The sequence below is a fragment of the Variovorax sp. OK605 genome (assembly GCF_900115445.1).
Taxonomy (GTDB): Bacteria; Pseudomonadota; Gammaproteobacteria; order Burkholderiales; family Burkholderiaceae_C; genus Variovorax.
In genome coordinates, this window is the sequence record NZ_FOWL01000026.1 from 59731 (window position 1) to 81984 (window position 22254).

Below are 22254 nucleotides of genomic sequence, written 5' to 3' on the forward strand. Positions count from 1 at the left end.
GCTGATTTGCTCACTCGGTTGCCTGTTCCTCAGCTGTAGGCCTCGACCGGGCCCCATTCCCGCGAGAGTTCCTCGCGGCCCTGCGCGGTGATGCCCGAGACCACCGCCAGCTGGTAGTCGCCGAAGCGCGCGCACAGGTCCAGCGGCGGATAGATGTCCGCCTCGAGCAACCCGACCGCCTTCAGGACCGCGATGGACCTGATGGCTTCGGGGTGCTTGACGCGCAAGGGAAATGGCGAGTGCTCGATCTCGAGCAGGTATTCGATAGGCATTTCGGTCGCATGCAGGCCTCGTGGGTTCTTGTGAAAAAACCTTCGGGCGCGCGGGCGCCGCCTGGCGTGCGCCGCCACCGCGACGCGACGTGGGACATGGCTGTCGAACGCCGGGCCGGTTGAACGGTGGAACGGCCTGAACACGGCCCGGGCAATGGCCTAAAGTCAGCGGATGACCCGCACCCTGGACGCCTCCGCCGACTACGCCCGCTTCATCGTCGAACTCAAGGACCGCGTCGCGGCCGCGCGCCTGTCGGCGGCGCGGTCGGTCAACCGCGAACTCATTGCGCTGTACTGGGACATCGGCAAGGCCATCGTCGGCAAGCAGCAGGCGCTGGGTTGGGGGCAGTCGGTGGTCGAGCAGATTGCGCGCGACCTGCGCGCCTCGTTTCCGGGGGCGCAGGGCTTTTCGGCGCGCAACGTGTGGGACATGCGCCGCTTCTACGAGGCGTACACGAGCCCGGAGGTTCTGCGGCAGCTTGTCGCAGAAAGCGGCAAGCCCGCGCCGCGGCGCCGCACGGGGCGGGAGCTTGCGGTGCCTTCTTCCTCTGACGAAACGGGCGAAGGCGGTGACGGCATCGAAGTTCTGCGACAAGCTGTCGCAGAAGTGCCGTGGGGCCACCACCTGCTGATCTTGAGCAAGCTGGAAGCGCCGGCGCCGCGGCTCTACTACCTGCGCGCCTGCGCCGCCTTCGGCTGGAGCCGCAACGTGCTGCTCAACCAGGTCAAGGCCGGGGCGTGGGAGCGCTCGCTGGCCGACGGAAAGACCCACAACTTTCCGCTGGCGTTGCCCGGGCACCTGGCCGAGCAGGCCGAAGAGGCGCTCAAGAGCAGCTACAACCTGGAGTTCCTGGGGATTCGACAGGCGGTGAAGGAGCGCGAACTCGAAGACCAGCTGATCGACAAGCTGCGCGATTTCATTCTCGAGCTCGGCTACGGCTTCTGCTTCATCGGCCGGCAGCATCGGCTGACGCTGGGGCGCAACGAGTACTTCATCGACCTGCTGTTCTATCACCGCTTCCTGAAGTCGCTGGTGGCCATCGAACTGAAGATCGGCAAGTTCGAACCGGAGTACGCGGGCAAGATGGACTTCTACCTGAACCTGCTCAACGAGAAGGAGCGCGCGCCCGACGACGCGCCGTCGATCGGCATCATCCTGTGCGCCGAGAAGGACAACCTGGAGGTGGAGTTCGCGCTGAAGAGCAAATCGAACCCGATCGGCGTGGCCGAGTATCAGCTGCAGGACAAGCTGCCGGCCGAAATGAAAGGCAAGCTGCCCACGCCGCGGCAACTGCAGGGCATCGTGCGCCCGGGGCTTCTGGCGCCACTCGCCAAGGTAGCCAAGCTAGCCAAGGCAGTCAGGTCACCGAAGGACTGACCGCTCGGCACGGCCACATGGCGCCTTCGCTCAGGCGCGCAGTGTTCGAAGCCTGGGAGCGCCGCTCGCCATCTGGCGAAGCAGCTCCAACTGGGCTTTTTCCTGCGCGTCGCGCAGGCTCTTCGCGGCACGGGCCGCGGCGTAGCTGGCAAAAAGTGCTTCGATCGCGCGGTGCCACGCCTGCATGGCCAGCCCCGATTCCGGCGGCTGCGCCGGCATCACGGGTGGTGCTGCGGGCGCGTCCGGCACCGCGAAGCCGTTCTTGCGAAGGATGGTGGCTTTCTGGTCGGATGTGAGCATGAAGAGGGCAATGCGATCTTCATGCCAGCTTTCGCCCTGGCCCTGGCCCTGGCCCTGGAGCCACCGTCAACGCATCAGCTGCAGGAGAGCTTCATTGCCTCGATGCGTCCGCCGAAGCCCAGCTTGCGCACCAGGCCGCCTTCGCGGCTGTTGGCAGGGAAGCTCACGGTGCGGTCCTTGAACATGGCGTGTTCGTACACCTCGAGCGTGGCGCGCGGGCCGACGCTCACGCTGTCGATGTCGCGCTTGAGCTGCCGTGCGGTGCCCTTGTCCGTGCTCTGCACCTGTGCCGGGCCGACCAGCGTGGCGACGTCGCCCTGGAAGTCGCGCTTCGAATAGAACTGCGCCCAGCAGCCCGAGGCCAGCGCCGGGTCCTGGATGCGCACCGGCACGAGCAGGATGGTGGGTTCGGGCTGGTTGTCGATCCCCGATACGGTGCTCGACGACGGCGCGTTGCTGGCGCATGCACCGAGTGCGACGGTGCCGGCGATCAGGAGGGAGCGGGAAAGCAAGGCGGTAAATTTCATGGATCCGTGCCGCGGGGCAAGCTGTGGTTTCGAAGCCCACGACCCTATCGGGGGGCCACCCACCGCAGGCGTAGGAGGATCACTCGAAGGGCCGTCGCCCGGGGCTGCGTGCGGTTTCCAGCTTGCGCGCGCGACGCGCGTTCAGACCACGTCGGCGGGCCCGACGATCACGCGGCTGTATTTGCCCATGGCCTCGGGGTCGACGCCCAGCCATCGCGCCACCTCGTCGACCGGCGTGCCGCGGCGCAGTTGCCGCAGCGCGAAGGTGTGCCGCAGCTTGAACGAGCCGCCCTCCGCGGCATCGAGCCCGGCCTCTTCGAACACCGCCTTGGCAGCCTTGTAGTGCGCTTCCTTGCTCCACGGCTTGCCGCTGAGGGTCGAGGGAAACAGATGCTCCCCTAGGATGCGCACCTCCGCGCGGACCTGCAGCCAGTGCTGGAGCAGCTCGCCGGCCCATGGCGCGATCGGTGTTTCGCGCGGCGGCAGGTTGCCGTTGCCCGGCACCACCACCTTCCATGGCCGGTCGCGGATGCGCCCGCCCGCCGAGACCGGGGCGAGCAGGTTCAAGGCACGCACGTCGCCCGGCGCCAGGCCGCCGCCGAGCTGCAGCGCAACGGCCGAGCGGTTGCGCAGTTGTTGCCAGGTGAACGCGCGGTGGGCGTCGCGTCGCGGTGCGGACAGGCCGGGCCGCGGGCGCGCTTCCGAGAGGAACGTGATCAGCCGGCGGGCCTCGCCCACGGAGAGGAACTCGGGCAGCGGATCGGCCTGCGCGGCCTCCGCGTAGCGGATCTCCGGATGGGCCTGCAGCCAGTCGGCCGCCGCGGTGTTGGGCGGCAAGCCGGCCTCCGCCGCGTAGTGCCGCATGACCCTGTCGATGAGCCGCAGCAGGCGCAGCGCATGGCGTGGCGAGAGCGACTGGTCGGCCGCCTTCATGCCGTAGCGCGCGGCCTGGAACGCCTCGAGGTCACTGGTGTTCAGCGTCTCCAGGTCGACCACCGGCGCCTGGCCCAGGCACCACGCGGCAAAGCTGCCCCACATGTCGCGGTAGACCGCCATCGACCCGCTTTGCCGCAACGCGCCCGAGGCCCGTTGGTCCGCAAGCCAGCGGTCGAAAGCCTTGCGATGGGTCTGGTCGGAGGGTGGGGCGAAGAGGGGAAGGGTGTCCATGACAAATACACTAACGGCCTGACGAGTATATTTGCTGAACGGAATTTCTGTCCAACAAGAAATGCTTAGCCGTTAGTGGATTTATGCAGCGTTGGTTCAACAGCGAAGAATCAACGCTCCGCCTTGTGCGGCGTGCGCTGTGCCGGGTCGTAGAAGAAGGTCTCGGCCAGCAGCCGTTCGCCCTCCCAGTGCTGCCAGGCGACTTCCTCCATGTGGATGGTGCTGCCGTCGAGCCATTCGAAATCGAACACCCAGTGGATCGCGACGTGGTCGCCATGCACCAGCGCCGGCCGCACGCAACGCGAGGTCATCGAGCGGGCCTTGGCGTGGATCGCGTGCTCGCGCGCCATGGCCGCGCCGCGCCCGACGCGCGGCTCCGACTGGTTCTCGCGGACCGCGGCCTCAGGCGCATAGAACACCTCGACGGCTTCGGCGTGGGCATTGGCTTCGACGAGCGAGATGAAGCGCTCGAGCGTTTCGGGTGTGGGCATGGCAGACCTTTTCCAGGAAAAAGGGAGAGAAGGGAGAGAAGGGAGAGAAGGGAGAGAAGGGAGGGGCAGGGAAGGGGAGCGGCGACTGTGCCGCTCGATGCGGCGCACGTCGATTACCTGCACGTCATGGCCGTGGCGACGCGCTGTTCTATGCTCCGCCGATGCACAACGACACCGGGAACCCGGCCTTCCAACTGGGCGAACGCCTGCGCGGCTGGCGTGAGCGCCGGGGGCTGAGCCAGATGGCGCTGGCGCTGCAGGCCGAGGTGTCGACCCGGCACCTGAGCTTCGTGGAAACGGGCCGCGCCCAGCCCGGCCGGGAGCTGATCCTGCGGCTCGCCGAAGAGCTAGAGATTCCGCTGCGCGAGCGCAATGTGCTGCTGGCCACCGCAGGCTTCGCGCCGGTGTTCGAGCAGCGGCCTTTCGACGATCCGTATTTCGACCCGGTGCGCGCCATCATCGGCATCACGCTCGAGCGGCACCGGCCATTTCCGGCCTTCGTCATCGACCGGCACTGGAACGTGGTGCGCACCAACGGCGGCGTGCCGGAACTCTACGAAGGCATCGATGCGTCGCTGCTCGAGGCGCCAACCAACGTGGTGCGGCTGATGCTGCATCCGCTGGGCATGGCACCGCGCGTGCAGCGCCTGGCGGCCTGGCGTTCGCACTTCATCGTGCAGATGCGCAGGCAATTCGACCTGACGGCCGACCCCGGCCTGGGCTCGCTGTTGAAGGAAGCGCTGGCCTGGCCCGGCGGCATGGCGCCCATCGACGAGTCGACCGGCGGGCCGGCCATGACGCTGGACATCGACACCCGCATCGGCCGGCTGTCGTTCATCAGTGCGATCACGGTGTTCGGCAGCCCCGTGGACGTGACCTTGCAGGAGATCGCGCTGGAGGTGATGCACCCGGCCAACGCGTTCACCGATGCGACAGTGAGGGCGGCTGCGGCGGCGCGTGCCGAAGTCAGGCCCGCGCGATAGCGATGGCCTCCACCTCGATCTCCACCCAGGCGCCATCCGGCAGGCTGCTCACCCCGACCGCCGTGCGCGCCGGCGGTCTCTGGCCGGCGAACGCCACGGCCAGCACGTTCGAAGCGCCGTCGAGCACCGCGCTGTGCCGCGCGAACCCGGGCTCGGCGTTGATGAACCCGCGCACGCGAACGATCTGCTCGACCTTCGAGAGCCCGCCCGCCGCGTTCGCCAATGCCGACAGCGCGTTGAGCACCGCCACCTCCGCGGCGTGCGCGGCTTCGAGCACATCGTTGTCGTCGCGGCAACGACCGGCGAGGGCGCGGCCGTCGATGCGGCAGGTCTGGCCGCTGATGTGCACCCATTGCCTTCGGTCGCCGAGCGGCACGACGCACGCGGGCGCGTAGTTGCCTTTCGGTGTGGGCGCCGCGGGCAGCACCAGGCCCGCTGAACGCAGGCGCTCGAGCGGATCCTGCACGCTCACAGCGCAGCCCACTCGACCTGGCCGCTGAGCCAGCAGCCGACGACTTCGCCATCGTTCCCGAAGCGCGCCTGCAGCTCGATGGCCGACGGGCTGCCCATGGCTTCGCCCTGGCGAACGGTCGTCACCACGGGTGCCGCCGGGGTGCCGACGGGCACGGCATCGGTTTCGCTGAGGTAACCCCACAGCGCGGCGGCAGCGATGCCTGTCGCCGCATCTTCCGGGTAGCCGGAGGAGCGAGGGAATTGACGGGCCGCGACCACCGTCGGGCCGTTGCCGCGCGTCTCCACCGCGTAGGGATAGAGGCCCGTCGAATCGATGGCCGCGCATGTCGCCTCCACCTGGCCGAGCGCGGGCTTCAGTGCGTCGAGTGCCGCGATGTCCTGCATCAGCACCAGTGTCTTGACGCGGCTCGTGGCGGCGTTGACGACTGGGGCGTGCCATGCGCCCGACTGCTCCGGACGCAGCACGCCGCAGACGCGTTCGCCAAGAGACTCATCGACAGGGGAGAGCCGGACCTTCGGCTGCGAGATCCAGACGCGCCCGCGCTGCGCGTCCCAACGCGCATCGACCACGCCGCTCAGGGTGCGCACCCGCGCGGTCGGCGTGGTCCATTCGCCCCATTCGCGCAGGGCCCACAAGGTGCCCACGGTGGCGTGGCCGCACATTTCCATCTCGTGGTTGGGCACGAAGAAGCGGAACGTCCAGTCGATGCCGGGCTCGTTGGGCGCGAACACGAAGGCCGATTCGTGCCCGTGGCGACGGGCCACGCCCTGCATGTCGGAGGCCGACATGCCCGCGGCATTTCTCACCAGCGGCACAGGATTGCCGCCGTTCGGTCCGTTGACGAAGACGCGGATGCCCGTGACTTCGCCGTGTTGCTGAGTGGCCATGTTCATGTCGGTCATCAGTCCGCCGTTGCACCCGCTGCCTGGGCGATGCCGCGCCAGTACGGCGCGTCGCGCGCCACGGCGCTTTGCATGGCCGCGGAAGTGCCTGGCGTCGCGTTCACGCCCTTGGCCGCGAGGTCGGCCGCAATCGCCCTGTCGCTCAGCACCGCGCTCAATGCGCGGTTGAACTTCTCCACGATGCGCGGTGGCGTGTCCTTGGGGAATGCGAAGCCGTACCAGAGCGACTGATCGAATCCGGCAACGCCCGCCTGCGCGAAAGTCGGCACGCCGGGGAGCAGGGCGTTCGGCGCCGTCGTTGCGATCGCCACGAGCTTTCGGCTGTGGATGTAGGGCGCCAGGCCGACCGGGTTGTCGAACATGAACTGCACCTGGCCGCCGATCAGGTCGGTGTACGCAGGGGCCGCGCCGCGGTAGGGCACGTGCACCAATGGCGCCTTTGCGACATCCTTGAACTTCTCGCCGAGCAGATGCGACACGGTACCGGCACCGACCGAGGCGAAGCTGGCGCCTTCGGAGCGCGCGCGCAATGCAGCGACGAAGGTCTTGAGGTCGGTCGCCTTCAGTTCGGGGTTGGCCACCAGCACGTAGGGCGAGGTGCCGATGAAGCCGCCGTAGGCGAAATCCTTGACCGGGTCATAGGACAGCTTCTTGTAGACGCCCGTGCTGACGGCGTGCGTGCTCGTGGTCGCGATGCCGACCGTGTAGCCGTCAGGCGCGGCCCGCGCGACCATGCCGGAGCCGATCGTTCCGCCGGCACCGCCGCGGTTGTCGATCACCAGTTGCTGGCCGAGCGCCTTCTGCAGCGCCACCTGCACCGAGCGCACGACGAGGTCGGTGCCGCCGCCGGCGGGGAAGGGCACGATCACGGTGATCGGCTTGGTGGGCCATTCCTGCGCGAAGGCGGGGAAAGCGGAAATGGCCGACAGGGCCGACATGGCAATCGCCAGCGGTGCGATGTAGCGCGTGGCGCGCCGAGGATGTCCAAGCATGAATCAGCTCCAGGGGTGTGTGGGCCGATGCTAGGAAGACGCGGCATCGGGCACGAACCCGGAGGCGACGAAGGCCGATCCAGGATGCGACAGGCGGCGTCAGTGCGCGACCGCGCGCAGCAGCCGGCCGAGATGCCCGCTGCTAGCGAAGCCCAATTGCAGGCTGGTCTGCGCCAGCGTTTGCCCTTGCGCCATCAACTCGCGTGCGCGGCTGGCCAGCATGCGGCGCCGAATGTCGATGGGCGACGCGCCGAACTCCTGCAGGCACGCGCGCTGCAGTTGCCGCTGCGACACGCCCAGTTCGCAGGCAACCGCATCGACCAGCGGCACCTGCTGGTCCCACTCGAGCGCAAGACCGAAGCGGCTCACCATCTTCTGTCCGAGCGACGGCGGCGTGGCCTCAGGCAGCAGCGGCAAGCTGCGGCCCACGGCGATCTGCATCACGATGGCGTCGACCAGCGGCTCGGCGCTGCGCGGATCGAGCGCGGCGGACACCAGCGCATCGAGCATGGCGAGCGTTGCGCCATCGAGCCGGAAGGCGCCGAAGCTGCCGCGGCCCTTGAGGACTTCGGGCGCGAGATAGAGCTCGCCATGGCGTTGCTTCTGCGTGCTGGCCTTGGTGTTGTGCGCGGTTGCGGTGGGCAGCAGGATGGCTGTCGAGCGGGACAGCTGAACGGAACCGGCCTGGCCGGGGTTCTCGCCGGCATGGCCGTTGACCCACGCGGTTTTCAGGCTCCCGGTCTGCGGCCACAGAAGCATCGCGCAGTCGTGCATGTGCCAGTCACGCTGGTAATGCGGCTGGCCGCTGCAGCGCAAATCGAAACCGCGGGGCGCGGTCAGGGCGAGCTTGGGGGAAAGATAGGCATGTGGCGTCACGGAGCAGCCTCCTGGGGCAAGCGCGAAAGGCTTGCCTTCGCAATTATCGGACCGGGCTGTGGTCGGTTGTTAACTACACAAGGTTCGTTCCGTCGAATTCGCGAACGCAATAACGCTTATGTCAAGCGTTTTCAGCTTGAAAAAGTGTAATTCCTAGTAAGACTATCAGACAAAATCGGCCTCCAAATGGAGGCCTTTTTCATGGGACTGCAGGACAGAGATTGGTATCGCGATGAGATGCGCAGGCGGAAGCGAGAAGAGGACGCCGAGGAAGAAGCTGCAGCGCGATTCGCCTGGCTGAAGACGCAGCGCACACGCCGACCAAGAGGGCAGGGACCGAAACTGTGGGGAGCGGACTGGCACTGGTCACTACAGCTGCTCGTATGGCTTGCGATTGCAGTGTTGGCAATCGCTGGCATGAAACTGCTGAAGCTGTAGGAGCCTGCGTCCGCAGGCGTCGTTTGGCCGGCCAGAGACTACGCAGGGGCACGTAACCCACGCAGCGCCAGAGACAAGGTGCCTCCGCCACAAGGGCTCCGGCGTTTTGCTTTGCAGTGATGAGGGCGCCAGCGCAGGGGCACGTAACCACGGCCAAGTGAAGTTCGACCAGGTCGAATCAGCGGGCCGAGTTGCGTACGCCGGCTGGATCACGGTAGCCGGGACCGTCCAGCACAACGAGGGTAGGGGCAGAAAGCGCCTCAGAGGGCCTTGAATGGTCCGGGGCAGGGGAGGGCTGGACTTCCAGCTTCGGCACGGCGTAGGGGTTGAATGGCGTGTTGGTGAGCCACTCGCGGCACTGCATCTCAGTGAGGCCTGCATCGGTGCCTTGCTGGGTGTAGCAGCGCACGATCTTGCCCTTGATGAAGCCCGCCGAGACGACAGGCATCGCGGTGACCTTGCGAAGTTCGTCATAGGCCGGCGCGCTCTCGGGCCTGGCGCTGACGCGAGGAGTCCAGTCGGTGGCATCGTCAATGCGGTGGGCAGCTTGACCTGGCACAGCTGGAGATCCTCCTGCAGGAGCTTGGCCAGCGGCACCAGGCGCAGCGGCCGCAACTGGCTTGGAACTCGTGCTCGAGGAGGTCGCAGGCTTGCCGGTAAGACCGTCATACACGACAGGGGCCTTCCAGATCAGCAGCGCCGCGGCCAGGACGAAGAACCACAACACACCAGGCAGCTTTCGCGGTTGCTTGGTGTGCAGATCTGCGCTGTGGTAGAGCTTGTAAACTCTCTTGTCGTGGCGAAATGGGCTCTTGGTGATCGCCTTCGCGAACAGCAGCTGGCGGCTGATATGGTCCCACTCGTAGACCGTGGCGAAAGGCATGTTGGCGATGCGCCGGACGTGTAAGTGCCGCCCACCGAGCGCGTGAATGTTGCGGTCGACCAGCATCACGTTTTGCGTGATCAGGATGAAGTCGACACCCATATGTCGATGCGTCTCCAGCGCTTGAATATCGTCCGGCACCTGCGAGCCATTGGAGCGCGGAGCCCAGATCTTCTGCACCTCGTCGAAGACGATCACGGCACCAGGCTTGGCCCAGAGATGCCAGTCACGCAGGCCGTTCTCGTCGCCGCCATCGATCAGCTCATGGTCGATGGTCAGGCCCTTGATGTTGGTGTAGATCGTGCGCGGATGGATGGTGGTGATGCCGTCCACGACCTGGACAACATCGGTGCCCACGAGCGGCAGCAACAGCTTCTGAATCGCGTAGAGCGTTTTGCCGGCACCAGGCGTGCCAGTGATCACGGTAATCATCCTGTGTTCTTCCCGAGGATCTGTGTCGATCGCTGGATCTGCCAGAGCATCAACTTTGTGGTGAGGGCACCGAAGACGATGCCGATGGCCTTGCCGCCGCCGGCGAGGAGGAAGAGGGCGAGCGCATCCGCCGGCATCGAGTTGGTGCTGCCGAGCATCGACTGCTTGAGCTGGGACAGCAGCGCCTCCATGCCGAGGATCGAGACCACCGAGAAGCCGAGAGAGAGCAGGATCTTCGCCAGCAGCGGCTGCATCAGCGAAACGAGAAAGGTGCCGAACTTCATGCTTCAGGCTTCCCGATGGAGAAGATGATCACGATGGCCATCCAACCGGCGATCATGAGAACCAGAGGGCGCACATAGCTCGTGATGGTCGAGCAGGTCGGTGCGTAGCTGAAGGTGTACTGACCGATCAACCGGTCAGCGGGGCAGCTGCCGCCACCGAGCACAGCCTCCTCAGAGAACGTGATGTTCTTGTTGCTCTTTGGGATATCGCCCGAGGGGACATCGAGGTCAGAGCATCCAAGGCTGTTGGGGTATTTGTCGCACTGAACCTTCTGCTCTGGTGGCTCAGCAGGAGTGCCAGGCGTTGTAGTCGTAGTGCTGGTGCCCGTCGTGCTGGTCGTGCCGTCCGCGTTCTTCGTCGTAGTGGTCGATGTGATCGAGGTGCCAATGTTGATCACCTTGTTGCCCTCGTACGTGTAGTTGTTCGTCGTGTTGGTCGTGACCGTAGAGCTAGTGTTGTTGGTGGTGTTGTTGGTGGTCGTGCTGGTGGTGGGCCCGGCGACGCTAGATGGGCCAGTAACCTGAAGCGGTGGATTGCCGAGCTCGATGCCACGGTCTGCGAGCTCGCGCACGATGCCAGGATCGACAGGCAGGTTACTCATGTAGGGCGCAATGTCATTCATCGACGACGGCAACCAATTGGTATACCCGTCAGGCACCCGCGTACGACTTTGAAAAGCCTGCTGGTTTTGGTTCGCAAGTGCAGGCGCACCGGATGTGTTGGTACCGCTCCAGCCGTCATACAAGCATCCAGAGCTATCTGCAGACAAGCCCTTGAAAATGAGGGTGTAGCCGTTGTAATAGGTCTTAAACCCAACTGGACAGCTCTTCTCTTTGTACCAACCGCCTGGCAGCGGCGGGACCGCAGCGGCGCCGCCGAAGGTGAACTGCCACTCATAACAAGGGCCGACAGTGCAAGACACAGGATCCTTGCGCTCGAACGCACCGGTCTCCGGATTGATTCGACCACCAGCGCGCGTGATCCAGTCATAGGCGAGCGGCGCACCAGCTACAGCAGCACCAACAGCAGCACACGCCAGCACCCCAACTACTCCTCCCTGCACACAGCCAATACCGGAGATAGCCGCGGGGATCAGCACATCCGTGCCTAGATTGGCTTTGACCGCAACTGGCACAGTCGAACCATTAACGGGAACTGTTGCAGTTCCAGCCAGGTTGACGCCAGCAGAGGCGGTCGCTCCAGCTGCCGTAGCGCCCATGCCTTGGGTCGCCGTGCCGGCAGCCGCAACCGAGTTGGCATTCCCGACAACCGTGCCAGTAGACGAGACAGCGTAGCCAGCACCGATAACGGTCTGCGGAGCACGGAGCTCGGTAGTCTTGCCGTTGCGCACGAGCTCGAAGTTGCCGTGCGTGGTGCGCGCGATGAAATTTGCGTTGGCGGTCAGCGAAAGAACGACCAGAGGCAGAGCAACAAGCCACCGACGAAAAGCAGCTCGGCAGGTGAAGTGAACATCACGAGTTCTCATGATTTGTGTCGAAAATCTGTTGGACTTTTTTCCATCCCCAGATGCCGACGAGGACAGCGAAGAAGGCCCAGAACATCGACCAGTAGAGGGCGACGTTCTCGGGCGAAGCCGGCGCAGGCTGCACCTGGACAACGATGGTCTGCGTTGAGTCAGCCACGGCCTGCGCCTTCGGGTCGAGGACTTACCACCAGCCCATCTTCTGGCCGGCGCGCTTGGCGGCCCAGAACGTCACCATGATGCCGACCACCGCGACGGCGTAGCCGACGATCTTCACGCCGGCAGCGGCGATCTGCGAATCGATATCGCCTTCTGCGGCGAAGGACAGGGCAGGGGCCGCGGCAATGGCTGCGACGGCGCTGGCCTTGAGGATGGCGTCACCGGCAATGCGCTTGGCGCGGGCGACGGAAGCACCGCTCTTGCGAGCGAGGATGAAAGCGTTCATTTGGAACTCCAGGTGAACTGGTGTTCCCGAGAAATTCGGGATTGCACCCGATAACCCTCGGCGTCTCACGACGTTGGAGGGCTACCAGTTGAAATCACTCAATGACTGGCCGACTGATATAGCCGCGACGCTCGACACGACGACGCAGCCGATACTCAGCGACGGCGACCCACACACGAACGCCACCAAGAAACAGCGCGGCGGCAATCGCCAGCAACAGCCAGGCGTGCAGGTCAGCCATGATCAGGCAGGCCGCACGGCAGTGCCGGCGGGCTTAACTTCGGACGCGGTGGGCACGATGGAGACGATCTGCTGCTGCCGTTCACCGAAACGCATCACGTCTTGAAACTCGACCTCCGCCATGAACGGCGGGGCGTTGTGCTCGATCTTCTTCAGGACCGAGGGCTCGCAGCGGTACTCACTGCCCATGTAGCCCTTGGTGCCCTTGGAGCCGGCCAGGGGGAGGGCGGCATACAGCTTGCCGATGGCATAGGGCTGGCCGGTCTTCTTCGATACGCCTTCGCTGCTTTCAAACCCGATCACGTTGATCTTCATGGTTCGCTTTCTTGAGATATTCGGCAGGCGACGCCGAAAGGTTGAAACGCGCCAGGCTGGACTTTTCCAGTCGCCTTGGAACACCTGGGCGCGAGAGGGATTGGAGAACCTCGTCAGCAGTCAGCCGGAGGCGGAGCACGTCGAACAGCTGCCCGTAGGCGCTGCGTGCGTGCTCAGTGAGTTTGTCGAGTGCGATCTCGCCTTCAACCTGGTGCGTGCGAATGCGCTCCGCAGCAGCTGCGAGGATGTCTTCGAGACAGCGATAAGCACCGACGAAGTAGTGATCGCACCTGGTCAAAATGTCGAGGGGCAAATCGCGGTCGATGTTGCGGAGTTCGACCTCGAAGCGAGTCCATGGGCTGGCGGTGTCGCCCAGTTGACGACCCTTCTCGTAGGCGCGCAGCATCTTCCCGTTTTCACGCCTGCCGACCTCCAGCGTGCGGCCATGCTTCGGGCAAAGCCAGTCGCCCGGGGTGCTGTGGCGAGGCATCCTGCCGCCAGCGTTGAAGCGTCCTGCCAAGTACCAATCGCGCGCATGCTCAACGGTGTATTCACCCATGAGCAGATCAACAGCCAGGTCAACACGCGTGAGCTTGTACGCAGCCTGCCGCTCGATCCAATCCTGCACGGCCTGCCAACTGGCGACCTTCGAGCAGCCGGTGCCGGAAAGGTCGAAACGCGCACGCATGTCGTGGTGTGCACCACCGAAGTCAACGCGGGCGACGTTCACCTGCGTGCCGTTGAGCTCCACGAAGAACCTGCACCCTTCCTGGTAGCCGAACATGCCAGGCGCCTCAACGCCGACAACAGAAGGCCCGACGACCTCACGAAGAAGGCCGAGGATCGTGGCGGGGACATGCTCGTCCGGATCGGGATACCAGGTGCAAGTAAGCCAGTCGACTTTGGCGCCCCGTTCGAGGGCGAGACTTTCCCCCCCTGTTAGAGCAGGGGGGCAAGGTGCAGCGCTCAGCGCTTGGTGCGGCGCTTCGCTTGCCCCCGCGCGCTTCGCGCTGAGGCGACGGCGGAACGTGTGGCCGTAGCCGTGGGCCTTGTAGGGCTGGAGCTTGCGGGTCACTTGCGCAGGCCTCGCTCGATCAAGATGGCAGCAGCGGTGCTCAACGACACGCGTTTGCGAGCAGCATAGGCAACCAAGCGCTCACGAACTTCGGGAGCAAGTGCGACAGGGATACGAGTCGCAGCAGGAGCCGGAACGATGGTCATGCCGTGAATGAGCTTGCCCTCAACAGCGCGAATCACGAGCGGGCCTCCCGGGCAACTCGCATCTGGTCGAGGTGCTGGGCATAGGGTTGCAGAGCGCTGCTTCTGGCTGTAGCCCCTTGGGGCGCGCTCGTGAACATGTCCAGCTGGCGATGAGCCCAGAACGACCGACGAAGCACAGCCGCGCGCGGCGTTGCCTCGATAACCCTCTTTCGTCCCTCTAGCGCCATAATCACCCCAAATCAACGTCGTTTGCCAAACCATGGTGGTTTGGTCGGCGCGAGTCTAAACCAAAATGGTTTGGTACAGGAGTTACGTATGCCAGCAGACCAAGAAGTAATAACCCTACTTGACAAAGCCAAAAAAGCTATGGGAACAGACGCATCGGTAGCGCGTGCGCTTGGGACCTCGGCTCAGCGGGTGACCAACTGGCGTACCGGCAATGCGCCATGCTCACCGGAGAACCAAGCTCTGATCGCGGCTATCGCAGGCTTGGATCCGTTGGCAGAACTAGCTCGAGCGGTCGTGCGGAAGCACGAAGGCACCGCGAAGGGAGACCAGCTCATGAAAGCTCTGGGAAAGTCTTCGCTAGCGATTGGCGCGGCGCTGGCTTCCGTTGGCGCTTCGGCACATCAGATTTTTTCGACGGTCCCGGGAGCTACTGACCTGGTCGAACTCGCCTTGCGTTGGATACAAGGTTCGTTATGTTAACTTACTTGCACTTTGATCTGCCCCTTCATCCTTGCCCGTCCATGTTCAGAAATCTGTTCGCGGATCTATCAAGAAGTGAGCAGACACGAAGTTCAATACTTTTCGGCCTTTTTCAAGCGTGAACTGATCTGGCTCATCGCTCTTGCTCCTTGGCAGGCTTCGGCCCCTCATGCAAGAAACGTGCTCTTGATCAGACCTTCCCTAAGTGCCTCACACCGGACGGAACAATGGCGGCGGCGCCATCGCGAAGCTCCAGGTAGATGTCGGCCTACCTGGCGGTCACCCCCTTCGCATCCGCTCGCAGCCCCGTCAGGCCTCGCCCTTCAGGTGAAGAATGATCGTGTCCAACGTGCGCTCCAAACCTCGCACATCGCTTTGGCTCAATTCGCTCGTCATGGCATCCTGGCGCTGTCGTGCAAGCTTTACCACCGCACGATACGTATTGTGGCCGGACGCGGTGAGGCTGTTGATCTGGCGCCGGCCGTCTTGCTCGTCGCGCGAGCGTCCGACCCGGCCATTGCGCCGAAGACGGTCCAGCGCGCGGCTCACAGTCATTGCGTCGAGCCCTGTGAGCTCCGACACCTCGATGTTCGACAGCCCGCCGCGCGCGTGCAGCGCGACCATGGCGCGCCACTCAGGCAGAGTCAGGTCGCGCTCGGGGCCAATCGACTCGTTGAATGGACGGGCCAGAAGGCTGGACGCCACCATTAACTTGAAGATGGGCGAGTCGAAGAAGTCGGTTTCGGGCGCGGCGACGGGGCTGGGTTCGGTGGCGTTGCGTGTCATGCGTTGCGGATGATAGCCAGCCGCGTCACGACCCCATGCCAAGGCTACAACTCTGGCCACCATCCACCGGCAGGCATACGCCGTTGATGAAGGCCGCTTCGTCCGAGGCCAGGAACACCGCGGCGTTCGCAATGTCCCAGGCGGTACCCATCTTGCCCGTGGGAACGGCGCGGTTGCGCGCGGCACGCATTTCCTCCACGGAGGCGTACTGGCCCGAGATCTCGCGGTAGATGAGCGGTGTGTCGATGGCGCCGGGCAGGATCGCGTTGGCACGGATCCCCTGGCGGGCGTACTGCAGCGCAAGCGCCACTGTGGCCTGGTTGACCGCCGCCTTGGCAGCGTAATAGGCGAAGTACGGATACCCGCCCCAGCGGATGGCAGCCAGTGAAGAGATGTTGATGATCGCCCCTGCCCCCTGCTGCAGCATGTGCGGGATCACGGCGCGCGTGGTGCGATAGACGCTGCCCACGTTAATGTCAAGCGAGCGGTTCCACGTTGCCTCGTCCAGATCGGGCGGACCGCCCATCACGGTGATACCGACATTGTTGTGCAGAATGTCGATCCGCCCGAAGGCGGCCAGTGCGCGTTCGACCGAAGCGTCGACCGAGGCGGTATCGGTCACGTCCGCGTGCAGGGCAATAGCCTGATGCCCCTCGCCTTCGATGATGCCGGCCGTTTCCTGCGCCGCTTCGCCCGACATGTCGATCGCCACCACCCTGGCGCCTTCCCGCGCGTAAGCCACCGCCGCGGCCTTTCCATTGCCCCAGCCCGGGCCCGACGAACCTGCGCCGAACACCAAGGCCACCTTGTCTTGAAGACGTCCCATCGTCACTCCTGAAATCAAGATAAAAAAGCGTACGGCATGGCTCAGCGCGCCTGCGGCAGAAAGCCAATGGAGAACCACGGGAAGATCGCCACAACGACAAGCCCGATCACCAGCGCCACGAGATAACCCACGATGGGCCGCACGCCCTCCTCCGGGTTCACCTGGCCGATGGCGCAGGCCGTGTAGTAGCCGATGCCCAGCGGCGGTGCGAACAGGCCGATGCCCATCGCAAGAATTGCGACCATGGCGTAGTGCACGTCGTGGATGCCCAGCGTGCGCGCAATGGGAAACAGCAGCGGCCCGAACAGCACGATGGCCGGAATGCCCTCGAGCACGCTGCCCAGCACGATGAACACGGCGATCGACACGATCATGAAACCCACCGCGCCGCCGGGCAGATGGCTCATGAACTGAGTGAGGTCGCGTGCAAAGCCCGACTGCGTCAGCGCCCAGGCCATGGCCGTGGCCGTGCCGATGATGAGGATGATGGCGCCCGTGAGGGAGGCTGTGTCCACCAGCATCGAGCCGAGCCGGCGCCAATCGAACTGCCGGTAGACCAGCGCGCCGACCACCACCGTGTAGAGGATGCCGATGGTCGATACCTCAGTGGCCGTGGCCACGCCCTCCACCACCGCTGCGCGGATGATGAAGGGCAGTGCGATGGCTGGCGCCGCGATGACAAACGACCGAGCGACGCGGCCCACCGTGGTGCGTTGCACTCCGCTGAGATCTTCGCCGCGGGCGCGCCACCAAGCGACGGCGCCCAGCGCCAGCGCCATGACGATGGCTGGCACCAGCCCGCCCGCGAACAGCGCCGAGATCGACACGCCCGCCGTTGCGCCCACCGTGATGAGTACCAAGCTCGGCGGAATGGTCTCAGACATCGCGCCAGAGGCCGACAGCAGTGCGGCCAATTCACCCGGCTTGGCGCCGCGCCGCTTCATCTCGGGAAACAGGGAAGGTGCAATGGCCGCCATGTCCGCCGCCTTCGAGCCCGATATGCCCGAAACAAGCACCATCGCGCCGAGCAGTACATAAGACATGCCACCACGCACGCGCCCCAGCAGGCCGGCGAGCGCATCCAGCATCGCACGCGCCATGCCGGTCATCTCGAGCAGCAGGCCCAGGAAGATGAACAGCGGCGCGGACAGCAGGATCAGATGCGACATGCCTTCGTCCATGCGCCCCACCACGATGCTCACCGGTGTACGCGTGGCGAAGGCCACGTAGGCCACCGTGGCCACACCGAACGCGAAGGCGATGGGCACGCCGCAGAGAATCAGCGTGGCCAGCCCGAAACCGAAGAACACCAACAGGTTCCAGTTGCCGAGGTTTTTGAGCACCGGCTGCAGGAAAAAGAGTGCTGCGCTCAACGCAATGCACCCCGCAGCAATGACCAGCATAGCGCGCATGTCGCGCGACTTTGCAATTTGCATCAGCACCGCAAGAATGATCAGGCCCAGCCCCGCCGGGATGGCCGCCGCGCGCCACGCCGACGAAATTCCAAGTGCAGGCGTCATGACGACCGCTTCGTCTGCTGCGTAGCCCCAGCCCGCGTGCAACAGCACGCCAGCCAGCACGAGCGACACGACGGCCGCTAGCATGTCGAGCCACACTCGCTTGCGCTCGCCGGCGCGCGCAACCAGCGACGTCATGCGCATGTGCGCCCCGCGCCGCATCGCGATGACTGCGCCAAACATGGCCAGCCACAGGAACAGGATCGACGCGAGTTCGTCGTTCCATGTGATCGGCGAATGCAGCGCATAGCGCGCGATCACGCCAGCGCTCAGCAGCGCGATCTCCGCAAGCACCAGCAGAGCGGCCAGCACCTCGACGACGCTGCCCAGAGCGCGGTCGAGGCGCGTGACCACAACGCGCAACGGCGCTGCAGCGACGGCGGATGCGGCCGCTTCAGGGGACGGCATGGACGCGTGCATGGTTCACCCCATGCCGCCGACGGCGGCTTCGAGCGTGTCCCACGCTTCCTTGCCGAGCTTGCCTTTCCACTCCGCATAGAAACCGTTCTTGCGCAGCCGGTCGCGGAAAGCCTCCTTGTCGACCTCGTTGAATCTGAGTCCCAGCTTTTCAAGGTCGGCGCGCGAGCTCATCCCCAACCGTTCGACGTCGCCGCGTTGCGCTACCGCCGCGGCGTCGAGGTTGCGCTGCACGATCTCCCGGATGTCCTTTGGCAATTTCTCGAAGATGCGCTTGTTGGCAAGCATCCAGTAGCCGTCCCACATGTGGTTGCTGAGCGCGCAGTACTTCTGCACTTCGTTGAGCTTGGTGAACTGGATGCCCACGAGGCTGTTTTCCTGCCCGTCGACGATGCCGGTCTGCAGCGCGGAATACAGTTCGGGCGGTGCGATGCCGGTGGGCGCGGCATCCAGCGCCTTGAACATGGACGTCCACAGAGGGCTGATCGGCACGCGCATCTTCATGCCCTTCAGGTCGTCGACAGATCTGATGGGCCTGGTCGAACTCGTCATCTGGCGAAAGCCGTTGTCCCAGGCCTTGGGCATGGCCATCAGGTTGGCCTTTGCGAGCTCCCCACGCACATAGCCGCCGAGCTTGCCGTCAATGGCCTGCCACACGCTTGCATAGTCCTTGAACGCAAAGCCCATTCCAGTGATGGCGGCGGTGGGCACGAGCGTCGAGGCCACCAGGCCCGACATCGTCAGGAAATCGATGCCGCCCGCACGCAACTGGCTCAGCAGGTCGGCGTCGGCACCGAGCTGGTTGCTCGGGAAGATCAAGAGTTCGACGCGGCCTGCGCTGTCCTTGGCGATCTTGTCCGCGGCCTCCTTGGCGCGAACGTTCATCGGGTGGGTGGGCGGCAGGTTGTTTGCGAACTTGAACTGGAACTCCGCCGCGGCAAAGGCCGATGTCGACACACCCGCCGCACCGATCGCGACAGCGCCCGATGCAACGAGAAGGCGGCGCCGCGTGAGCGGCAATGGGGAACGGAATGCATTCATCGATGTCTCCTGTCAGGGTTTCTTGTGACTTGCCGAAATGATAACGATCGTTATGATCTATTCAAGCTGAAGTTTCACGATTCCACGTAAACCCCTAGGAGACATACCCCATGCAAGCAGTGCTCGACCCCATCATCGAAACCGACGCGAGCGTCTTCGTCCAGGAAAAGGAAGCCATGCGCTGGGTGGATGCTTCGCGCCCCGGACTGCGCTTGGCACCAGTACATGAAGACCGCAGGACGGGCCGCTTCCTCGGCCTGCTGGGGTTCGACACCATGGCTTCGTCGGGCCTTCATCATCACATCGACATCGCCTTCAGCTACATGCTCAGCGGCGGCCTCACCGACTACGCGGGGACCACGGTCGGCGGACAGATGGGCATCAACATGCCTGGCGCAACGCACGACGCCATCGCCTACCTGCCTACGCTGATGGCGTCACGGCTGGACGGCCCTATCCTCTATTCACCCGAGGCCAACCATGCCGACGCACCGCACCTTCACGCGGGTGCACGTGTGCAGAACTTCGAAAACCCGCGGCCCGAGGAGTCGCCAGACGTGAGCATCTTCGTGGAGCGGTTGCCGGCGCACGCCACGTCGGTGGCAGGTCTGTCTCGACGGCTCATCTGCGACTACAAAGGAACGCCGCACGACTATCGCAACACCGCTCTCACGCTGATCCCGCAAACGCGCGTGCCAGTGTTCATCACTCGCGCACCGGTCGAGATCTTCATGATCGGAGGCGGCATGAAAGTAAACGGACAGCTCGTGCTCGGCGGCGGCTTCTGCATGATCGAAGCAGGTGCGCAGGTGCGCATGTCGAGCGGCTTCGGTGCCTTCTTCCTTGCGTGGTCGGAAGCGCCGATCGAATGGCTTGATGGCGAGCGCGCGGACCTGTTCGGCTTTTGAAGGTGATGACTATGGACGGGAAAGTGGCGCTCATCACAGGCGCGGCCGTGGGCATCGGCGCCGCCATCGCGCAAAGTCTGGCGCATGACGGCCACGCGGTCGTCGTGGCGGACATCGACGCGGCGGCGGCGGATGAAACCGCGCGGCGCCTGTCGGCTGAAGGCTTCGACGCCTGGCCGCTCGCCATGGACGTCGGAAATGCGGACGCGGTGGCAGCGGGTTTCGCTGCAGTCAGAGAGAAGTACGGCCGCTGCGATGTACTCGTTAACAACGCCGGCATCGCGAAGACCTATGCCTTCCTCGACTACCCGATGGACCACTGGGACAAAGTGATGGCCGTCAACGTGACAGGTCCCCTGATCTGCGCACAGCATGCGGCGCGGTTGATGCGTGCGCGCGGTTGGGGCCGCATCGTCAACATGACGTCGGTATCCGGAATGCGGGCGAGCGCCGGGCGCACGGCTTACGGCACATCCAAGGCGGCGCTCATCGGGCTGACCCGTCAGATGGCCATCGAACTCGCGCCTTTCGGCATCACGGCCAACGGTGTATCGCCGGGCCCAATCGATACACCGCTCACGCTGGCGCATCACTCACAGGCCACTCGAGCGAACTATGCACGCTCGATACCGAGTGCTCGATACGGAACGACCTACGAGGTGGCTGGTGCTGTGAGCTATCTCGTTTCGGATCGCGCCGCGTTCGTAACCGGACACATCCTGCCCGTGGATGGCGGATTTATGGCTGCGGGCTTGCTTGAAATTTAAGGGCTTTGCTCGGGTCGAAAAGCTCTTTCAGGATGAGCGCAGGTGTTATCCAGCGGCCCTTTGCAGTCGCTCATTGCCATTGGTCTTCCAATGGGCTGCTCGGCCCGACACTGTCGGACATCGCCGGGCATCCGCGGTGCAACCGCGTCATAGGCCGTCCTCGTGGGGGCAATATGCGCCGAGCCCATCGCCATCGCCATCGCCATCCGCCGTTCGATGCTCGATGCTCGATGCTCGATGCTCGATGCTCGCGGAGGATTGCGGAGAACTTGGCCTTGGCAACACGCCTCTCTGTTGTCCTCACGCCGTGCATTGCCGACGGGAGGCCGGACCTCGTACCACTGTGACAAACTGGGCGCCCCTCCCGGAGCGCCCCACGTTGACCCGCCGCATCGATCCCTACAGTGTCCGCCTGTTCGTCGCCGCCGCACGCGCGGGCTCGATCGTTCGCGCGGCCGAGCAGGAGCACATTGCGGCCTCGGCGCTGAGCCGCCGCCTGGCGGACCTCGAACATGCCTTCGGCACGCCGCTGCTGGTGCGCTCCCCGCGCGGCATCAGCCTCACGGAGGCCGGCCGGCTGGTGCTGGCGCGCGGCGAAAGAATCGACGAAGACCTGCGCGCGCTGGTGCGCGAGGTGCAGACCGAAGGCGACGAGGTGCGCGGCACGGTGCGCCTGTACGCCAACATGTCGGCGGTGATCGGCTTCCTGCCCGAGCGGCTGCAGCGCTTCATGGCGGCGCATCCGCGGGTGACGATCTCGCTGCACGAGGAAGACACGCGCGACGTGGTGCGCGCCTGCCTGGACGACCGCGCGGACATCGGCGTGGGTGTCGACGTGCCGGTGCCCGCCGGCCTCGACGCCTGGTTCTTCGCGAGCGACCCGTTGCACGTGGTGCTGCCGGCCGGCCATGCGCTGGCGGCGCATGAGGCGCTGGCGGCGCATGAGGCGCTGGGCTTTGCGCAGGTGTTGCAGCATCCGCTGATCGGCGTGCACGCGGGCGGCGCGCTCGACCGCTCGCTGCAGGAACGCGCCGATGCATTGGGCATGCGCTTCGCGCCGAAGGTGTCGGTCAGCAGCTTCGATGCGGTGTGCCGCATGGTCGAGGCCGGGCTCGGCATCGCGGTGATCCCGCAAAGCGCGGCCATGGCCTATGCGGGCAATGCGCGCTTCGAGCGCCG

Annotated in this window: 28 protein-coding genes; 6 read left to right on the forward strand and 22 right to left on the reverse strand. The window is 64.9% G+C overall.

The window, feature by feature from the left end; translation table 11 throughout:
* Positions 1-29: 29 nt before the first annotated feature.
* Positions 30-272 (reverse strand): hypothetical protein, encoded by a 243-nt coding sequence (locus BM013_RS37840; protein ID WP_093135316.1) that lies wholly within the window; start codon positions 270-272, stop codon positions 30-32.
* 172 nt (positions 273-444) lie between these two features.
* Here BM013_RS37840 and BM013_RS37845 point away from each other — a divergent pair, with 172 nt between their 5' ends.
* Positions 445-1650, forward strand: a complete 1206-nt coding sequence (locus BM013_RS37845) for a PDDEXK nuclease domain-containing protein (RefSeq protein ID WP_093135319.1) — start codon at positions 445-447, stop codon at positions 1648-1650.
* 30 nt (positions 1651-1680) lie between these two features.
* Here the strand turns inward: BM013_RS37845 and BM013_RS37850 are convergent, their stop codons facing one another.
* The 4 genes from BM013_RS37850 to BM013_RS37865 form a co-directional block, all read right to left on the reverse strand.
* The gene (locus BM013_RS37850; protein ID WP_093135321.1) at positions 1681-1950 is read right to left on the reverse strand and encodes a hypothetical protein; all 270 of its coding nucleotides are present in this window, start codon (positions 1948-1950) and stop codon (positions 1681-1683) included.
* Between the two features lie 74 nt (positions 1951-2024).
* Positions 2025-2477 carry a hypothetical protein gene (locus BM013_RS37855; protein WP_093135324.1) on the reverse strand — a complete coding sequence of 151 codons (453 nt, stop codon included), beginning with the start codon at positions 2475-2477 and terminating at the stop codon, positions 2025-2027.
* A 141-nt stretch (positions 2478-2618) separates the two neighbouring features.
* Entirely contained in the window at positions 2619-3644 is a 1026-nt protein-coding gene (locus tag BM013_RS37860; RefSeq protein WP_093135326.1) for a tyrosine-type recombinase/integrase, read from the reverse strand.
* 110 nt (positions 3645-3754) lie between these two features.
* Entirely contained in the window at positions 3755-4135 is a 381-nt protein-coding gene (locus BM013_RS37865) for a polyketide cyclase (RefSeq protein ID WP_093135329.1), read from the reverse strand.
* Between the two features lie 161 nt (positions 4136-4296).
* Here BM013_RS37865 and BM013_RS37870 point away from each other — a divergent pair, with 161 nt between their 5' ends.
* The gene (locus BM013_RS37870) at positions 4297-5118 is read left to right on the forward strand and encodes a helix-turn-helix domain-containing protein (RefSeq protein ID WP_093135331.1); all 822 of its coding nucleotides are present in this window, start codon (positions 4297-4299) and stop codon (positions 5116-5118) included.
* Here the strand turns inward: BM013_RS37870 and BM013_RS37875 are convergent.
* The 4 genes from BM013_RS37875 to BM013_RS37890 form a co-directional block, all read right to left on the reverse strand.
* Entirely contained in the window at positions 5102-5584 is a 483-nt protein-coding gene (locus BM013_RS37875) for a RidA family protein (RefSeq protein WP_256221868.1), read from the reverse strand. The two genes, BM013_RS37870 and BM013_RS37875, sit on opposite strands and share 17 nt — an antisense overlap.
* A gap of 2 nt (positions 5585-5586) precedes the next feature.
* Positions 5587-6480, reverse strand: a complete 894-nt coding sequence (locus tag BM013_RS37880; RefSeq protein ID WP_177225675.1) for a PhzF family phenazine biosynthesis protein — start codon at positions 6478-6480, stop codon at positions 5587-5589.
* 14 nt (positions 6481-6494) lie between these two features.
* Positions 6495-7487: a Bug family tripartite tricarboxylate transporter substrate binding protein gene (locus tag BM013_RS37885; protein WP_256221869.1), complete on the reverse strand. Its 993-nt coding sequence runs from the start codon at positions 7485-7487 to the stop codon at positions 6495-6497.
* Between the two features lie 99 nt (positions 7488-7586).
* Entirely contained in the window at positions 7587-8363 is a 777-nt protein-coding gene (locus tag BM013_RS37890; protein WP_093135337.1) for a helix-turn-helix domain-containing protein, read from the reverse strand.
* Positions 8364-8564: 201 nt separating this feature from the next.
* Here BM013_RS37890 and BM013_RS40965 point away from each other — a divergent pair, with 201 nt between their 5' ends.
* Positions 8565-8801: a hypothetical protein gene (locus BM013_RS40965; RefSeq protein ID WP_143098470.1), complete on the forward strand. Its 237-nt coding sequence runs from the start codon at positions 8565-8567 to the stop codon at positions 8799-8801.
* 178 nt (positions 8802-8979) lie between these two features.
* Here BM013_RS40965 and BM013_RS37895 read toward each other — a convergent pair whose 3' ends face one another.
* The 13 genes from BM013_RS37895 to BM013_RS37940 all read right to left on the reverse strand — a co-directional run bounded on the left by BM013_RS37895 (position 8980) and on the right by BM013_RS37940 (position 19400).
* Positions 8980-10116, reverse strand: coding sequence for a zonular occludens toxin domain-containing protein (locus BM013_RS37895; RefSeq protein WP_093135340.1), 1137 nt, complete (start codon positions 10114-10116; stop codon positions 8980-8982).
* The gene (locus BM013_RS37900) at positions 10113-10400 is read right to left on the reverse strand and encodes a DUF2523 family protein (RefSeq protein WP_093135342.1); all 288 of its coding nucleotides are present in this window, start codon (positions 10398-10400) and stop codon (positions 10113-10115) included. The genes BM013_RS37895 and BM013_RS37900 overlap by 4 nt, the downstream gene beginning before the upstream one ends.
* Positions 10397-11887: a hypothetical protein gene (locus BM013_RS40970; RefSeq protein ID WP_143098471.1), complete on the reverse strand. Its 1491-nt coding sequence runs from the start codon at positions 11885-11887 to the stop codon at positions 10397-10399. Before BM013_RS40970 ends, BM013_RS37900 begins: the two co-directional genes overlap by 4 nt.
* Positions 11874-12044, reverse strand: a complete 171-nt coding sequence (locus BM013_RS41515) for a hypothetical protein (RefSeq protein WP_177225676.1) — start codon at positions 12042-12044, stop codon at positions 11874-11876. The genes BM013_RS40970 and BM013_RS41515 overlap by 14 nt, the downstream gene beginning before the upstream one ends.
* A 24-nt stretch (positions 12045-12068) precedes the next feature.
* On the reverse strand, positions 12069-12329 hold the full coding sequence (locus tag BM013_RS37910) for a hypothetical protein (protein WP_093135347.1): 261 nt from the start codon (positions 12327-12329) through the stop codon (positions 12069-12071).
* A gap of 94 nt (positions 12330-12423) precedes the next feature.
* Positions 12424-12570 carry a hypothetical protein gene (locus BM013_RS41520; protein WP_177225677.1) on the reverse strand — a complete coding sequence of 49 codons (147 nt, stop codon included), beginning with the start codon at positions 12568-12570 and terminating at the stop codon, positions 12424-12426.
* 2 nt (positions 12571-12572) lie between these two features.
* Positions 12573-12884: a hypothetical protein gene (locus tag BM013_RS37915; protein WP_093135349.1), complete on the reverse strand. Its 312-nt coding sequence runs from the start codon at positions 12882-12884 to the stop codon at positions 12573-12575.
* The gene (locus BM013_RS37920) at positions 12859-13959 is read right to left on the reverse strand and encodes a replication initiation factor domain-containing protein (protein ID WP_143098472.1); all 1101 of its coding nucleotides are present in this window, start codon (positions 13957-13959) and stop codon (positions 12859-12861) included. The genes BM013_RS37915 and BM013_RS37920 overlap by 26 nt, the downstream gene beginning before the upstream one ends.
* On the reverse strand, positions 13956-14141 hold the full coding sequence (locus BM013_RS40975) for a hypothetical protein (protein WP_143098473.1): 186 nt from the start codon (positions 14139-14141) through the stop codon (positions 13956-13958). The genes BM013_RS37920 and BM013_RS40975 overlap by 4 nt, the downstream gene beginning before the upstream one ends.
* A gap of 981 nt (positions 14142-15122) precedes the next feature.
* Positions 15123-15599, reverse strand: a complete 477-nt coding sequence (locus tag BM013_RS37925) for a MarR family winged helix-turn-helix transcriptional regulator (protein WP_177225678.1) — start codon at positions 15597-15599, stop codon at positions 15123-15125.
* Positions 15600-15624: 25 nt separating this feature from the next.
* On the reverse strand, positions 15625-16425 hold the full coding sequence (locus BM013_RS37930) for an SDR family NAD(P)-dependent oxidoreductase (protein ID WP_093135357.1): 801 nt from the start codon (positions 16423-16425) through the stop codon (positions 15625-15627).
* A 41-nt stretch (positions 16426-16466) separates the two neighbouring features.
* Positions 16467-18350, reverse strand: coding sequence for a TRAP transporter large permease (locus BM013_RS37935; RefSeq protein ID WP_256221870.1), 1884 nt, complete (start codon positions 18348-18350; stop codon positions 16467-16469).
* A gap of 15 nt (positions 18351-18365) precedes the next feature.
* A complete protein-coding gene (locus BM013_RS37940; protein WP_218153728.1) occupies positions 18366-19400 on the reverse strand; it encodes a TRAP transporter substrate-binding protein in 1035 nt (344 codons plus the stop codon).
* A 110-nt stretch (positions 19401-19510) separates the two neighbouring features.
* Between BM013_RS37940 and BM013_RS37945 the strand changes: the two genes are divergently transcribed.
* The 3 genes from BM013_RS37945 to BM013_RS37955 all read left to right on the forward strand — a co-directional run.
* On the forward strand, positions 19511-20308 hold the full coding sequence (locus BM013_RS37945; protein WP_143098474.1) for a cupin domain-containing protein: 798 nt from the start codon (positions 19511-19513) through the stop codon (positions 20306-20308).
* Positions 20309-20319: 11 nt separating this feature from the next.
* Entirely contained in the window at positions 20320-21075 is a 756-nt protein-coding gene (locus BM013_RS37950; RefSeq protein WP_093135387.1) for an SDR family NAD(P)-dependent oxidoreductase, read from the forward strand.
* A 379-nt stretch (positions 21076-21454) separates the two neighbouring features.
* The coding region (locus BM013_RS37955) for a LysR family transcriptional regulator (protein ID WP_256221871.1) at positions 21455-22254 on the forward strand (800 nt) is incomplete at its 3' end.